Source organism: Agrobacterium fabrum str. C58, assembly GCF_000092025.1.
Taxonomy (GTDB): domain Bacteria; phylum Pseudomonadota; class Alphaproteobacteria; order Rhizobiales; family Rhizobiaceae; genus Agrobacterium; species Agrobacterium fabrum.
Map to the genome: position 1 here is coordinate 1,668,444 of NC_003063.2, position 14,585 is coordinate 1,683,028.

Sequence of the window (14,585 nt, forward strand, 5' to 3'; positions counted from 1 at the left end):
CGCCGCTTTTGTTCCCGTCGTTTCCGGCAGGCTCTATCAGGCGACCTGTGGTGACAGGATTTCCTGCCAGGCATCATAGGCCGAGAGAACCGTTTCCATCTGCGCGGTGTGGCCGGTGATGAAATCGTCGCCATAGATTGTCTCATCGGGATATTCCGTGATCAGCGTCATCGGCACGGTGTGGCGGTCGTCCACGGACGACAGGCACGGAAAGCCGTTGATGATGCGGAAACCGGTTTCGCCGGCGTGGATTTCATACAGTTCGATCTGGCGGTTGTTGTAGTCGAGCAGGCCGGGAATCGCGCCAAGATGGCGGGTTACCTTGTCGAGCAGGGCTTCGGCCTGGCTTTCCCAGTCCGCATGGTGGCGGATGATGAGGAAGAAGCCCTTCGGCAACGTCCACATGGCAAAATTGCGCGGCACATAACCGGATAGAGGCCGGGTCCACTCGTGAGAGGGATAACCGTGCAGGTTCACATGCAGGTTGGCGCCACTGACTTCCTGCGCCTTGAAGCGGATTTCCTTTTCGTTCAGATGCGCGCCTGAATTTTCCGGCGTGCGGTATTCGAGGTCGTCGCCAAGAGCGGTGTAACGCGCCGCATGGTGCATATGACGCGGATTGTCGATGCGCAGCCGCTGGTGCAGGGCGTAGCCATCAGGGTTTTCCAGCGGCGAGATGGTGAAATGCGCGCCCTTGCGCTCAGCGAGTTTGCGGGCGGCACGGATGGCGCCGACGATGCCTGTCGTCTCGTTCGGGTGCTGGCCACCGCTCACCATCACGGCGGCATCGCTGCCGGCCACGTAACGGGCGGCAAGGATGCGGCCGGAACGGGAGCGGGCATCGAAGGCCTCGCCGCCGATCTGCGAAAGCAGCTTTGCGAGCTGGCCTGCGGCGACGGGCTCGCGGGCTTCATCGATCGGCTGCTCGCCGCCATCCAGGAAGGCGGTGGTGAGCGGGCGGGTCTCGATGTGGACGGAGATTTCACCTTCGCCTTTGACGATCTCGGGTACGATCTGGCCGGGTTTCAGGCCGCGGTCACCCAGCGGGCGGCCGGATTTTTTCTGGAAGAATTCCAGCAGCGAGAAATAGAAATCCTCATGCAGCGCTTCGCGCAGGCTGATCACCTCGTCGCCGATGGGCAGGGCCATGTCTTCGGCAGGATGAGCGACGCGGATGTTCAGTTCTTCGAAATAGGGTTCTTCATCGCCCCAGCTATGGTCGGCGACGGCATGGATCGCCGCTTCGAAAAGCTGCTCGTAATCCGTCTCTAGCCGCTCGCCCGCCGCCTCGCCGGCAGGCCGGAACCAGCCGGTTGGCGAGACATTGGTTTCGCCGACGATATCGGTATGAACCCGGTTTGGGGCCAGAACCGTCAGGGTTTCCTGCTTGCCGTTACGGCTCAGCGTCACGTCATAATGGAAGGCGTCGTCGCCGCGGGCGATGAAATCGATCGTCGCATCGCCCACCAGAGCCGCCAGCGGATAGGCCTCCAGCCGGAAACGGTTGGCGGGCGCGTTCGCGTGCACGGGGTAGCGCACTTCGATGGCATCGATGCCATCCAGATTGATCTCTTCCAGAAAGGTGAAGAGAAGCGGTTTATAGGCGCTGCGGATGCGGGCGCTGACGCCTTTTTTCTTCAGCCTCTCCTCGGCCTCGCGGCGGCTTTTGGCATCATCGAAAGTCCACGCCTCGAAAGACTGGCCGGGTGTGGCGCGAGCGAGAAGCGTATCCAGCGTGCGCTCGAAGGTCTGGTCGAAAATCTGGCTCATCTGGGTTACCTCGAGGTTCTGCCTGTTGGGTCAAGGCTGTCGCGCAGCCAGTCGCCGAGAAGGTTGAGGCCAAGCACGGTGAGCAGAATGGCAAGGCCGGGGAAGACGCTGACCCACCATGCCGTTTGCAGATAAGTGCGGCCATCCGCCAGCATGCCGCCCCAGCTCGGAATGGTCGGATCAACGCCGAGGCCGAGGAAGGTCAGGCTGCTTTCCAAGAGGATGTTGTTGGCGACATTGAGCGTCATCAGCACGATGACCGGGCCGATGAGGTTCGGCAGCAGGTGCTGGAGGATGATACGCCAGTCCTTCACGCCGATGGCGCGGGCGGAGAGAATGAATTCCCGTTCGCGCAGGGTCAGCACCGAACCGCGCACGAGGCGGGCATATTGCACCCATTGCGAGATGATCAGCAGGATGATGGTGTTGGTGAGGCTGCCGCCGACGATGGCGATGAAGGTGATGGCGAGCAGAATGAAGGGCATGGCGAGCTGGATATCGGCAAAACGCATGACCAACATATCCCAGAAGCCGCGATAATAACCGGCGACAAGGCCAACAGCGACGCCGAAGATGACCGCGCCGATGACCGAGGTGAAACCGACCAGCAGTGAAATCTTGCCGCCGGCGACGACGCGGGCCAGCACGTCGCGCCCGAGCGGATCGGTGCCGAGCGGATGGGCGGCGTTGGCAAAGGGCTTGGCAAGGCGGGCCATCAGGTCGATCTTGTCTGCCCCTCCGGGAAACAGCACGTCGGAAAAGACGACGGCAAGGCAGATGACTGTCGTGAGGAACGCGCCGAGGACGAATTCCAGATTGGCGAAGCGCGACAGGCGCGAGGTTTTGGCAGCCATCGTCACTTACTCCGTGCGAATGCGCGGATCGACCAGCCCGTAGGCGATATCGACCAGAAGGTTGATGCCGACGATCATCAGCGACAGCACGGTGATGACGGCCTGAAGCACGGGATAGTCACGCGCGCCGACCGCATCGAAAGCCAGCGTGCCGAGACCCGGCCAGTTGAAGACGCGCTCGATGACGACGATGCCGCCGAGAAGCCCGCCAAATTGCAGGCCGAAATAGGTGATGAGCGGAATGGCGCAATTGCGCAGCGCATGTTTGTAGAGAACCTTGCTTTCGCTGAGGCCCTTGGCGCGCGCCACCATGACATATTGCGAGCGTAGCGTATCGAGCATGGCGGTGCGAACGAGGCGGACATTGGTCGCCGTCAGAATAACGCCCATGGTGACGGAGGGCATGATGTAGCTTGCAAAGCCGCCCATGCCGCTGGGCGGCAGCCAGCCGAGCGTGATGGAAAACAGCAGCACCAGCATGGTGGCCAGCCAGAAATTCGGGAAGGACAGGCCGATGAGCGAGAAGATACGGATCACCTGATCGGCCGTCTTGCCGCGCGAGGTCGCGGCCTTGATGCCGAGCGGAATGGAAAGCGCAATCGACACCGCCATGGAGATGAAGGCGAGCAGCAGCGTGGCGGGCAGGGCATCGGCGATGAGACGCGAGACCGGCGTGCTGCCGGTAAAGCTGCGGCCGAAATCCAGTGTCACGAGGCCCTTCAGGAAGCTGAAATATTGTACGAAGAACGGCCGGTCGGTTCCAAGCGCTGCACGGATGCGCGCCAGATCGTCTTCCGTCATGCTGCCGCCGCCCTGGAACATGGTGACAGCCGGATCGCCGGTGAGGCGGATGGCGAAAGACACGAGAAGGGTGATGGCAATGACGACAAAAATCGCCTGCAGCAATCGCTTGATGAGGAAACCGGCCACGTTTTTTACCTTGAAGAGAAACTCGGGAAGAGAGACCCGGCCTTGCCCGCGGGATGGCTGGCAAGGCGCTTTTAGGGAGGATCAGCCTGATTATTCGACGGTGACGTCGGTCAGCTTCAGGCGGTTATCCGGCGGTGCGACGAAACCCTTGACCCGCTTGTTGATGCCGTAAATGGCATTGGTGTTGTAAAGCGGGATTTCCAGCGCGCGTTCGGCGGTATAGCTGCCGAGTTCCTTGAGGATCTTTTCGCGCTCGGCACGGTCGGTCAGCGGACGCTGCGATTCCAGCAGCTTGTCCAGCTTCTCGTCCTTGTCATAGGGGTTCCACTTTTCACCCGAGTGGTACATGGAATAGGCCGTATTGTCGTAATCGAAGGTCCAGCCACCCCACTTCTGCTGGAACATCGCGCCGGTCTTGCCCTGCGGGATGATGTCGTTCAGCAGAACGTTGGTCTCATAGGGCTTGATGGTGGCGGTGATGCCGACCATGGACAGATAGCTGGAAATGACCTGCGCCACTTCGTTCATCGTCGCGTCATTGCCGCGAATATCGATCTGTAACGCCGCACCCGGCTTTACGCCGGCTTCCGCGAGCAGCTTCTTGGCACCATCAGGGTCGTAAGGCAGCGGCTTCAGTTCCGGGTCGTAACCGAAGGACAGCGCGCTCTGGAAGCTCGCGATCTCCGATGCCTGGCCGGCAAGGATCGACTTGACGATGGTGCCGCGATCGACGGCCATGATGATCGCCTTGCGCACCTTCGGATCGGCGGTGATGCCGTCACGCGTGTTGAACCGCAGCGCATCGACCGTCGGGCCGGGAACGCTGACGATCTGAAGCTTGGAATCGCCTTCGATAACCGGGATCATGCCGATCGGGATAGTGGGCGGAATGACGAGGTCGACGCGGCCGGCCTGAAGTTCGGCAACGGCGGTCGAAGGCTCGGCGATGAAACGATATTCAAGCTCGGAGAGTTTTGGCGCGCCGCCCCAGTAATCCGGGTTGGCTTCGAGCTTGATGTTGTTTTTTGGTGCATAGGAAACGAATTTGAATGCGCCGGTGCCGACAGGGTTGAGGTTGAAATTGTCCTCGCCCTTTTCCTTGATATAGGCAGGCGGAACGATCATGCCGCCATAACCGGCAAGCTTGGTGAGCAGCACCGGATCGGGCGCCTTCAGCTTCATGTCGACGGTGTAATCATCGATAACATCGACGCTTTCGATGGCGACGTAGTTGGAGCGCTGCGGGCCTTTGGCACCCTGTTCGCCGAGAAGGCGCTCGAAGGTGAACTTGACGGCGGCGGCGTTGAAGGGCTCACCATTGTGGAACTTGACGTTCTGGCGCAGCTTGAAGCGGATGCGCTTGCCTTCATCCAGCTCTTCCCAGGATTCGGCAAGGCCGGGTGCCAGCTTCAGGTCCGGGCCGCGATAGGTCAGGCCGTCGAAAATGTTGGTGGCAACCGCCGCCCATTGCACGAGGAAGGTATCGATCGGATCCCAGCTGCCAGGATCCTGCGGGCTGGATATGGTCATCTTGCCGGCGGCGAAAGCCGGTGCGGCGGTAAAGGCCGTGGCGGCCATGGCAAGCGCGACGAACGTTGTCGTCATCCCCTTCTTGATTACTCTCATCTACCTGTTCCTCTTCAGATGGTTGCGGTTCTGGTTGTTATTCAGGCGCTCTTCGCGATGAAGTGGCCCGGATTGATTTCCTCATGGGCGAGAATGGCCGGCTCATCACCGACACGGCGCACGGGATTGGGTATTTCGCCCTCGATCATGGCGATGCGGCGCTCGATGGTCGGATCGGCGACCGGCACGGCCGAAAGCAGGCGGCGGGTATAATCATGCGTCGGCGTTTCGAACACCTGCTGGCGGCTGCCCAGTTCCATGATCTGGCCGAGATAAAGCACGGCGACGCGATGGCTCATCTTTTCCACGACAGCCATGTCATGGCTGATGAACAGGTACGCGAGACCGCGCTCGGCCTGCAAATCCATGAACAGATTGATGATCTGGGCCTGAATGGAGACGTCGAGCGCCGACAGCGCTTCGTCTGCAATGATGAGCTTCGGATCGGAGGCAAGCGCACGGGCAATGCAGACGCGCTGCCGCTGGCCGCCAGAAAATTCGTGCGGATACCGTGCGGCATGTTCCGAGCTGAGGCCCACGCGTTCCAGCAACTCATCCACGCGCCGGCGTACGGCCTTCTGATCATTGATCAAACCATGGGTGTTGATCGGCTCGGCAATGGAAAAGCCGACCGTCTTGCGCGGATCGAGAGAGGCGAAGGGGTCCTGGAAGATATATTGCACTTCCTGGCGCATGCGGAAGCGTTCCGCCGCCGACATCTGCGAATAGCTGCGGCCGTTGAAGGCAATTTCGCCTGATACGGCCGTTTGCAGCTGCTGGATGGTGCGGCCGATGGTGGATTTGCCGGAACCGGATTCGCCCACCAGCGCCAGCGTTTCGCCGGCATGGATGTCGAAACTGACCTTCTGCACCGCGCTCAGGCGGTGCGTCGCCTTGCCGAACAGGTTCTTGCGAATATCGAAGCGAACGAACAGGTCCTTCACCGACAGAAGCGGTTTCTGATCGTATTTCGCGGTGTCCTGCACGCGCTCTTCACCGATCACCACCGGCTGGCCATCCTGCAACACGGTGAGCGGCAGCCGCTTTGGAAACGCTTCGCCCTCCATGCTGCCGAGGCGCGGAACGGCGGAAAGAAGCGCCCGCGTGTAAGGGTGCTGCGGGTTGGCGAAGATATCCTTCACCGGGCCTTCCTCGACCTTCTTGCCCTTCCACATGACAACGACGTCATCGGCCATTTCCGCCACCACGCCCATATCATGGGTGATGAAGACCATGCCCATGCCGAGTTTCTTTTGCAGGTCACGCATGATGTTGAGGATCTGCGCCTGAATGGTCACATCGAGCGCCGTCGTCGGTTCGTCGGCGATCAAAAGCTTCGGCCGGCAGGCGAGCGCCATGGCTATCATCACGCGCTGGCGCATGCCGCCGGAAAGCTGGTGCGGATAACGGTGCAGAAGCTCCGCCGCATCGGGCAGGCGCACCATGTCGAGCAGTTGCTTTGCCTGTTCCATCGCAGCCGTCTTGCCCAGCTTCTCATGCAGAACAAGCACTTCGCAGATCTGGTCGCCAATGGTGAAGACGGGGTTGAGCGAGGTCATCGGCTCCTGGAAGATCATGGCGATCTCCTTGCCGCGGATCGAGCGCATCTCTTTCTGCGAAGCCTTCAGCAAGTCCTTGCCTTCAAACAGGATTTTGCCGGTGGGGTAGGTCGCGCCCATCATATCCGCAAGGCGCATGGTGGAGAGCGACGTGACCGATTTTCCCGACCCGGATTCGCCAACGACCGCGACGGTGCGGCCGGGTTCCACGCGGAAGGAGATATCGTCCACGACGCGGCTGTCTCCAAACTCGACGCTCAGGCCTTCGACGGACAGGAGGGCGTTTGCGTTTGCGGCAATCATATCATCGTCTCCGGCATGGCCTGCGCGGCAATTCTGGCGCAGTCATCTGAAATGGAAAAGGGGAAAGGGTCGCAGGCAGGCATGCGCCGGGCGGCACCATGCGGACAGGACGGGGATGTCACGAGGGACTGCATGTTTCAGGCCGCTTTGCCGGTGGAAGGCGCCCTGGACGCCGCCGGGCAATTCAAAGCCCGCGATGCCACGGAAGCGCGGCTGATGACCTTGCAGGTCTCATCAGGATAATTTGCGTCGGCCGCCGATTCCACGATGCGCATGAAACTTTATTCCCCCACCCTTGTTTTGCCGAAAAAGCTAACAAAACAGAACAATCATGTCCAGAGTGTTGAACAATTTTTGTGTACTGCTCTACAAATGTGCAAGCGCATCGATTTTGAGCGCGGATTTGCACCGAATGCTCCGTAAAGATGCCTATGTCGCAGAATCGTTGTCGTTAAGGGCCGTCTTCCTATGCGCAGGCAAACGGATAAATTTATAGTTTGCAAAGCTGAGGAGCGTGGCGATATCCACGTTCCATTGCAATTGGGGGAGCGCCTAGAGCGCTGCCCGAGGCGTGGGCGACGAGGAATGGAATGTCAGGCATGAACAACAAGGCAGGCGCGGTCAGGTTGAGCGGTTTTCTACGGTGCTTGTCAGAAGATGATGTTGAACTGGTGCGGCAGCATCTTCCCGACCATATTCGCCTGACCAGAGCGGAACCCGGTTGCATTTCTTTCGAGGTGTCCCAGACCGACGATCCGCTGGTCTGGCGGGTGGAGGAGCTTTTTACCGATCGTCCTGCCTTTGATTTTCATCAGCAGCGGACGCGGGCATCTGCCTGGTTTAAGGCGACCTCCGCCATTCCGCGCGACTATGAAATAACGACCTTGCCTTGAACGAAAACGGGCCGCAGCGGCATTTCTGCCGGCTGCGGCCCGATCGAATTGCTGTGCCGGGACTTATTCCTTCGGCATGCCGACCGGCGGCGCAAGGCGTCGTTGCGCGGCGATGCGGAAGGGGGCGTTCATGGCGCCATAACCGCCGTAAGCGCCACGCCTTTCGATGACCTCGAAGAAGAAGCCCTCACCGAAGGTGCGGCTGTAGATCTGGAAATATTCGCCGCTGTCGTCCCGGTCATAAAGAATGCTTGCTTCTCGCAGGGCATCGGAAAATTCCGGCTCCAGCCCGAAGCGGGCTTCCAGATCGTCGTAATAATTGCGCGAGATCGGCAGGGCGTGAAAACCGCGCGCCTGCATTGCCTTGGCCGTGGCGAAAATATCGTCGGTGGCAAAAGCGATGTGCTGGATGCTGCTGCCGAAACCCTCCGCCAGAAATTTGCCGGCGAAGGTCTTGCGATTGTCCGCACCGTTCATGGTGAGGCGGAAATTCGCTGCCGGCACGCTTTCAATCGCCTGACTGCGCACCAGCCCGCCGGGATCGACCACATCGATCATCGGGGTGCGGCGGGAGGAAAACAGCGAGGTGTAGAACAGAAGCCAGGTCAGCATTTCATCATAATGCGTTGTTTGCGCGAGATGATCGACGCGCGTCAGGCCGGCATCGCTCATCGCCTTCTGCCCCTGCGTTGGCACGAATTCCTTGTCCCAGATGGAGGCGAGCGCCGGTGAAGCATCGAGGAAATAGATGACGCCATTGCCGACGCCCTGAATGGCGGGAACGGCGACTTCGCCTGTGTTGCGAGGTTCTGCAAAGGTCGGCGCGCCGAGCGCTTCGGCCCGCGCCAGCGCCGCCTGGGCATCGTCGACCTTCAGCCCGAAGGCATAGGCATTGGTACCGTGGATCGAATAGGAGGCACCGGCGAAGCTGTCGCCGTCATCGCTGGTATTGATGACGATACGGATATCGCCCTGCGTATAAAGATCGACCGCGCGGTTGCGGTGCTGCGCCGATTTTTCAAAACCAAGCGTGGCAAGCAGCACCTCCAGATTGGCCTTTTCCTCCGGTGCCGTGCTGAACTCGACAAATTCCACACCCTGCGTCTCAACCCGTTCCGGCATGGCAGGCACGTCGATGCGGATATCGGGTTCGAGCCGCCGCACCTGGTCCATGAGGTTGATCAGCGAGCGGTGGCCATCTTCGGCAAGTAGCCGGGCGGAGCCGCCGCGGAACTGGTCGTTGAAGATTTCCAGCGACAGCGGGCCGCTATAACCCGTCGCGGCCACGGCGCGCATGAAGTCCACGACAGGCAGATCGCCTTCACCCGGCATGTTGCGGAAATGGCGGCTCCAGTAGAGCAGGTCCATGTCGATCAGCGGCGCATCGGCCAGCTGCACGATGAAGATCTTGTCGCCCGGAATGGAGCGGATCGAATTGGGGTCGATCTTGCGCGACAGCGTGTGGAAACTGTCGAGAATGATCCCGACATTGGCGTGATCGGCACGGCGCACCACCTCCCAGGCATCGCGGTGATCGCTGATATGGCGGCCCCAGGCCAGTGCCTCGTAACCGACGCGCACGCCATGTTTTGCGGCCAGTTCACCGAGCTCATGGAAATCGGCCGCAGCGCGGTCGATGCCGCCGAGCGAGACCTGAGAGACATTCGAGCAGATCAGCATCAGATCGGTGCCGAGTTCGCCCATGATATCGAATTTCCGCTCAGCCCTCTCGAAGGCGCGGGCGCGGTGCGGTTCCGGCATGCCCTCGAAATCGCGGAACGGCTGGAAGAGGGTGATATCAAGCCCGTGATCGGCGGCAAGCGCCTTCACCTCGCGCGGGGAGGCGTCATAGGTCAGGAAATCATTCTCGAAAATCTCCACGCCGGAAAAGCCGGCCTTGGCGATGGCCGCCAGCTTTTCGGGGAACTCGCCGCTGATCGACACGGTTGCGATGGATGTGCGCATTGGCATGCCGTGTCTTCCTGTGTCATAGCTCGCCATATTGCCTTCCTTTTCAGCCTTATGTACTAATTGGTTAATAAGCAGGGCGTGACCGCAGGCCGCCGCCGCACCGATGGAATGGATGATGACCAAAAGCGCGACTTCGAACGCAACCCGAGAAAGCCGGCAGGCGAAGCGCGATCCGGAAGGAGTTCGCCGCGACATTCTTTCCGTCGCCATGGATGAGTTTTCGCAGAATGGCCTCTCCGGCGCGCGCATCGATGAGATCGCGGCGCGCACGCGCACGTCCAAGCGCATGATCTATTATTATTTCGGCGACAAGGAAGGCCTCTACAAACGCGTCCTGGAGGAGGCCTATGCGCAGGTGCGCGGCGGCGAAGGCAACCTTGAGCTGGATGATCTGGAGCCAATTGCCGCACTGGAAAAGCTCTGTCGGTTCACCTTCGAGCATCACCGTCGCAACCCCGCTTTCGTCCGGATGGTCATGACGGAGAATATTCACCACGGCAGGCACATCAGGGTTTCGGAGGCGATCCGCAACGTCAACCGGCCCGCCATCGAAATCATGCGGCGAATATTGAAGCGCGGGCAGGATACCGGCCTGTTCCGGCCGGGACTGGACGCTCTTGAACTGCATTGGCAGATCAGTGCACTGTCTTTTTACAACGTCTCGAACACCGAAACTTTTTCGTTCAATTTTGGCGATACGCTTTTCAGTGAGGCCGGCCAGGAAGCGCTGTCCGCACATGTGGCGGAGATGTTGCTGCGCTATGTGCTGAAGCCCGAGCATATTACGAGGATCGGGAAAAAAGGTTGATGAGGTGGCGTAGCGCCACCCCATAACCTTCGATGCCAAGACCGGCGATCACGCCTTCGGCACGGGTCGACACATAGGAATGGTGCCGGAAGACCTCGCGTTTGTGGATGTTGGAAATATGGACTTCGATTACCGGCGCCTCGAAGGCGTTCAGCGCATCGAGGATCGCCACCGACGTATGGGTAAAGGCGCCCGGATTGATGACGATGCCCGCGGACTTGCCGCGGGCTTCGTGGATCCAGTCGATCAGCTCATATTCCCGGTTGCTCTGGGCAAAAAACAGCTCGTGGCCGGCGGCTTCAGCGATGGCACGGCAATCGGCCTCGACATCGGCGAGCGTCTCGTAGCCGTAAATCTCCGGCTGGCGCTGGCCGAGCAAATTGAGGTTCGGACCATTGAGGATTGTGAAAAGGCTCATGCCACGCCCTCCGCCATGCAAAGTTCTGTGAAATGCGCCGTCATGCGTTTCGCATCCGGCTCGCGGCCGCAAAAGAGGCGAAATGCGCCGACGGCCTGGAACACGGTCATGCCGCCGCCGGGCAGGGTTCGGCATCCCTTGCTGGCCGCAGTCGCCAGAAGCTCGGTCACCAGCGGCATATAGACGATATCGGCGACCCAGTGCTTTTGTTCGATCAGCTCGGCCGCAACCGGCATGCCGGGATGCGCGGGCATGCCCATCGGCGTGGCATGGATCAGGCCATCGGCAAAGGGCAGCGAGTCGGCCGGGTCCTTCACCGCGAAGGCGCGGCCTTCACCAAAACGGGCATTGAGCTCGTCGGCGAGACGTTCGGCTCTTGGAAAATCCCGGTCGAAGATATCCAGCCTGATAATATCGAGCTTCAACGCGGCATGGGCCACCGCAACGCCGGCGCCACCTGCGCCGACCAGAAGTGCCCGGTCGCGTTTTGCATCCGGCAGGCCGCGCACGAAGCTTTCGTAAAAACCGTACCAGTCGGTATTGTGGCCGATGCGGCGTCCATCCCGGAAGACAACGGTGTTGACCGCGCCCAACATGCGGGCGTCGTCGGAGAGTTCGTGCAGATGCGGAATAACGGCCTGCTTGAAAGGATGGGTGATGTTCGTCCCGGCAAAACCGCGCGCCTCCAGCTCGTCGAGAAGAGCGGGAAGGCTACTCTGCGGCAGTTTGCGGGCGGTGACATCCACAAGCTCGTAGGAATAGTCGAGGCCATGGGCCGCACCCTCACGCATATGCAGCGCGGGCGATTTGGAAAGCTGGATGTCGGCGCCTATCAGGCCGACCTTGTAGGCGGTTTTTTCTGTCATGATCAGGTGTCGCTCATCGGACGGTGTGGGAGAGGCGGGACGATCCCGCCCGCCTTAAGAGCGCGCGAACCTCAGTGGTGGGCGAGAATTTCGCCGAGGAACGTGCGCGTGCGCTGGTGCTTGGGATCGCGGAAGAATTCTTCCGGCGGGCCTTCCTCGATGATCTCGCCTTCCGACATGAAGACCACGCGGTCGGCCACCTGGCGGGCGAAACCCATTTCATGGGTCACGCAGATCATCGTCATGCCGTCGCGGGCAAGGCCGATCATGGTGTCGAGCACTTCCTTCACCATTTCCGGGTCGAGTGCCGAAGTCGGCTCGTCGAACAGCATGGCTTTCGGTTCCATGCATAGCGCCCGGGCGATGGCCGCACGCTGCTGCTGGCCGCCGGAAAGCTGTGCCGGGTATTTGTCGGCCTGGTTGAGGATGCGTACGCGGTCCAGATATTTGCGCGCCGTCGCCTCCGCATCGGCCTTGGAGAGACCCTTCACCCGCATCGGGGCAAGGGTACAGTTTTCCATGATGGTCTTGTGCGGGAAGAGATTGAAGCTCTGGAACACCATGCCCACTTCGCGGCGAACCGCATCGATGGCGCGGCTGGAATCCGACAGCGTGGTGCCCTCGACGGTGATCTTGCCCTCCTGGATTTCCTCCAGATGGTTGATGCAGCGGATGAGGGTGGATTTGCCCGAACCGGACGGGCCGCAAAGAACGATCTTTTCGCCTTTGCGAACCGTCATGTTGACGCCTTTAAGCGCATGGAAGGCTCCATACCACTTTCCAACCCCTTCAAGGGCGATCAGCGGAGCCTGTGCGGCGGAGGATTGCGACATGGAACTTTCCTTCATGCTTTGCAGCGGCGTTTAGTTGATGGTGTAGGGAATGTCGGGAAGCGAGGCCGGGAAGTCCGGAACCGGGCGCTTCATCCATTTGGCATAGACTTTTGCGAGGTCGCCATTGGCCTTGGCCTTGTCGAGCCAGGCGTTGAGCGCTTCGTTCCAGTCCTTTTCACCCGGGCGCGTGGCGGCGCTGTTGTAGAGGGTCACGAGGTCGAACTTCACCTCGTAATCCTTGCCGCCGGCTGCCGCGAGGCGGTCACCATAAAACTGGTTGCCGCCGATCGCCTCGATCTGGCCCGACAGGATCGCCTGAATGGTGGCGGCGTCGTCATCGAAACGAAGGATATTCGCTTTCGTACCCGCGCCGGCGGTCAAGGCTGTGTCCATCGGGCTGGATTTCGGTGCGCCGACGGTCATTCCGGTCAGATCGTCGAAATTGGCGATCTTCTTGTCCTTGGTGGCGTAAACCGACATGACGTTATGCGCGTAAGGCTGTGCATATTGCACGTTCTTGGCACGTTCCGGTGTCATCCCCATCGACGCGAACAGGGCGTCGACCTTGCCGGTGCGCAGCGACGGAATGCGGTTGGCGACGGCAAGCGGCACGAACTCCACTTTCAGTCCAAGATAGTCCGCAAACCCCCTGGCCAGGTCGGCATCGTAGCCTTCCTGCACACCGGATGAATTGATGAAGCCCCAGGGCGCGTTGTCGCCTTGGATGCCGATCACGATCTTGCCGCTGGATTTTGCCTCTTCCAGCGTCCGGGCGTCTGCCCCTGCGGGTGTCAGGATCGGCAGCAGCGCTGCCAATCCGACTGCGAGGGCCGTCCGCCAACGTGTCTTTGTCTCAAAGATTGCCATTGGTTACTCCTCCCAATCTCAGCCTCGTCCAATCCTTCACTTCACGGTGAAAGGAATGTCCGGCAGGCTTTCCGGGAAGGCCGGAATATCTCGCTTCATCCACTTGTCGTAGATCTTTGCGAGCTGGCCATCCGACTTGATCTTGTCGAGGAAGGCGTTGATGGTCTCGTTCCAGTCCTTTTCGCCAGGACGTGTGCCGGCGCCGTTATACATCGTCGTCAGATCGAACTTCGACTCGTATTTACCTTCGGCCGCCTTGTTTAGCCGGTCGCCATAAAACATGTTGCCGCCAACCGCTTCGACCTGGCCGGAAATCAGCGCCTGAATATTGGCGGCGTCATCGTCGAAGCGCAGAATATTGGCCTTGGAACCCGCGCCGGCGGTGATGGCCGTATCCATGGCGCTCGATTTCGGCACGCCGACGTTGAGGCTGGTCAGATCGTCAAAACCGGCGATCTTCTTGTCTTTCGGACCGTAGACGGAAAACACGTTGCCGACGTAGGGCTTGGAGTATTGGATGCTCTTGGCGCGTTCTGCGGTCATGGCCATGGTGGCGAAAAGCACGTCGACCTTGCCGGTCAAAAGTGCCGGGATGCGGTTGGCCACGGCGAGCGGCACGAATTCCACCTTCACGCCGAGATAGTCGGCAAAGGCCTTGCCGATATCGGCATCCAGACCATCCTGCACGCCGCTGGAATTGACGAAGCCCCATGGCGAATTATCGCCCTGAATGCCGATGACGACCTTGCCCTTGGCCTTGGCTTCTTCCACCGTGGCGGCGGAAGCATCGACCGGCGCGACAAAGGGCAGGGCGACGGTTGCTGCGGCGAGCGCGAGCAGGGCGCGGCGTGAGAATTTCATGTTGGTAGTTTTCATCTTTTGCTCCT

13 protein-coding genes are annotated in these 14,585 nt (G+C 60.3%); 2 read left to right on the plus strand and 11 right to left on the minus strand.

The features are described 5' to 3' along the window. Nucleotides 1-36: 36 nt before the first annotated feature. The 5 genes from ATU_RS21205 to ATU_RS21225 all read right to left on the minus strand — a co-directional run bounded on the left by ATU_RS21205 (nt 37) and on the right by ATU_RS21225 (nt 7,042). Nucleotides 37-1,770 (minus strand): M14 family metallopeptidase, encoded by a 1,734-nt coding sequence (locus ATU_RS21205; protein ID WP_010973925.1) that lies wholly within the window; start codon nt 1,768-1,770, stop codon nt 37-39. 5 nt (nt 1,771-1,775) lie between these two features. Continuing rightward, nucleotides 1,776-2,624 (minus strand): ABC transporter permease, encoded by an 849-nt coding sequence (locus ATU_RS21210; protein ID WP_010973926.1) that lies wholly within the window; start codon nt 2,622-2,624, stop codon nt 1,776-1,778. Nucleotides 2,625-2,630: 6 nt separating this feature from the next. Continuing rightward, nucleotides 2,631-3,554, minus strand: coding sequence for an ABC transporter permease (locus tag ATU_RS21215; RefSeq protein ID WP_006316568.1), 924 nt, complete (start codon nt 3,552-3,554; stop codon nt 2,631-2,633). 90 nt (nt 3,555-3,644) lie between these two features. Further along, nucleotides 3,645-5,180, minus strand: a complete 1,536-nt coding sequence (locus ATU_RS21220; protein WP_010973928.1) for an ABC transporter substrate-binding protein — start codon at nt 5,178-5,180, stop codon at nt 3,645-3,647. Between the two features lie 41 nt (nt 5,181-5,221). Next, on the minus strand, nt 5,222-7,042 hold the full coding sequence (locus ATU_RS21225; RefSeq protein ID WP_010973929.1) for an ABC transporter ATP-binding protein: 1,821 nt from the start codon (nt 7,040-7,042) through the stop codon (nt 5,222-5,224). 590 nt (nt 7,043-7,632) lie between these two features. On the opposite strand from ATU_RS21225, the gene ATU_RS21230 reads away from it, so the two are divergent. Continuing rightward, nucleotides 7,633-7,935: a putative quinol monooxygenase gene (locus tag ATU_RS21230; RefSeq protein ID WP_010973932.1), complete on the plus strand. Its 303-nt coding sequence runs from the start codon at nt 7,633-7,635 to the stop codon at nt 7,933-7,935. A 63-nt stretch (nt 7,936-7,998) separates the two neighbouring features. On the opposite strand, the gene ATU_RS21235 is transcribed toward ATU_RS21230, so the two are convergent. Beyond that, a complete protein-coding gene (locus ATU_RS21235; protein WP_010973933.1) occupies nt 7,999-9,900 on the minus strand; it encodes a bifunctional sugar phosphate isomerase/epimerase/4-hydroxyphenylpyruvate dioxygenase family protein in 1,902 nt (633 codons plus the stop codon). A 121-nt stretch (nt 9,901-10,021) separates the two neighbouring features. Here ATU_RS21235 and ATU_RS21240 point away from each other — a divergent pair, with 121 nt between their 5' ends. After that, nucleotides 10,022-10,714 carry a TetR/AcrR family transcriptional regulator gene (locus tag ATU_RS21240; protein ID WP_010973934.1) on the plus strand — a complete coding sequence of 231 codons (693 nt, stop codon included), beginning with the start codon at nt 10,022-10,024 and terminating at the stop codon, nt 10,712-10,714. Here the strand turns inward: ATU_RS21240 and aroQ are convergent. From aroQ to ATU_RS21265, 5 genes are all read right to left on the minus strand, one after another. Continuing rightward, the gene (aroQ, locus tag ATU_RS21245; RefSeq protein WP_010973935.1) at nt 10,689-11,132 is read right to left on the minus strand and encodes a type II 3-dehydroquinate dehydratase; all 444 of its coding nucleotides are present in this window, start codon (nt 11,130-11,132) and stop codon (nt 10,689-10,691) included. The two genes, ATU_RS21240 and aroQ, sit on opposite strands and share 26 nt — an antisense overlap. Continuing rightward, the gene (locus ATU_RS21250; protein WP_010973936.1) at nt 11,129-11,998 is read right to left on the minus strand and encodes a shikimate dehydrogenase; all 870 of its coding nucleotides are present in this window, start codon (nt 11,996-11,998) and stop codon (nt 11,129-11,131) included. The genes aroQ and ATU_RS21250 overlap by 4 nt, the downstream gene beginning before the upstream one ends. A 71-nt stretch (nt 11,999-12,069) precedes the next feature. Continuing rightward, the gene (locus ATU_RS21255) at nt 12,070-12,831 is read right to left on the minus strand and encodes an amino acid ABC transporter ATP-binding protein (protein ID WP_010973937.1); all 762 of its coding nucleotides are present in this window, start codon (nt 12,829-12,831) and stop codon (nt 12,070-12,072) included. 30 nt (nt 12,832-12,861) lie between these two features. Continuing rightward, complete coding sequence (locus ATU_RS21260) at nt 12,862-13,698, minus strand: transporter substrate-binding domain-containing protein (RefSeq protein WP_010973938.1); 837 nt, start codon at nt 13,696-13,698, stop codon at nt 12,862-12,864. 36 nt (nt 13,699-13,734) lie between these two features. Further along, on the minus strand, nt 13,735-14,574 hold the full coding sequence (locus tag ATU_RS21265) for a transporter substrate-binding domain-containing protein (RefSeq protein ID WP_006316553.1): 840 nt from the start codon (nt 14,572-14,574) through the stop codon (nt 13,735-13,737). Between the last annotated feature and the right edge of the window lie 11 nt (nt 14,575-14,585).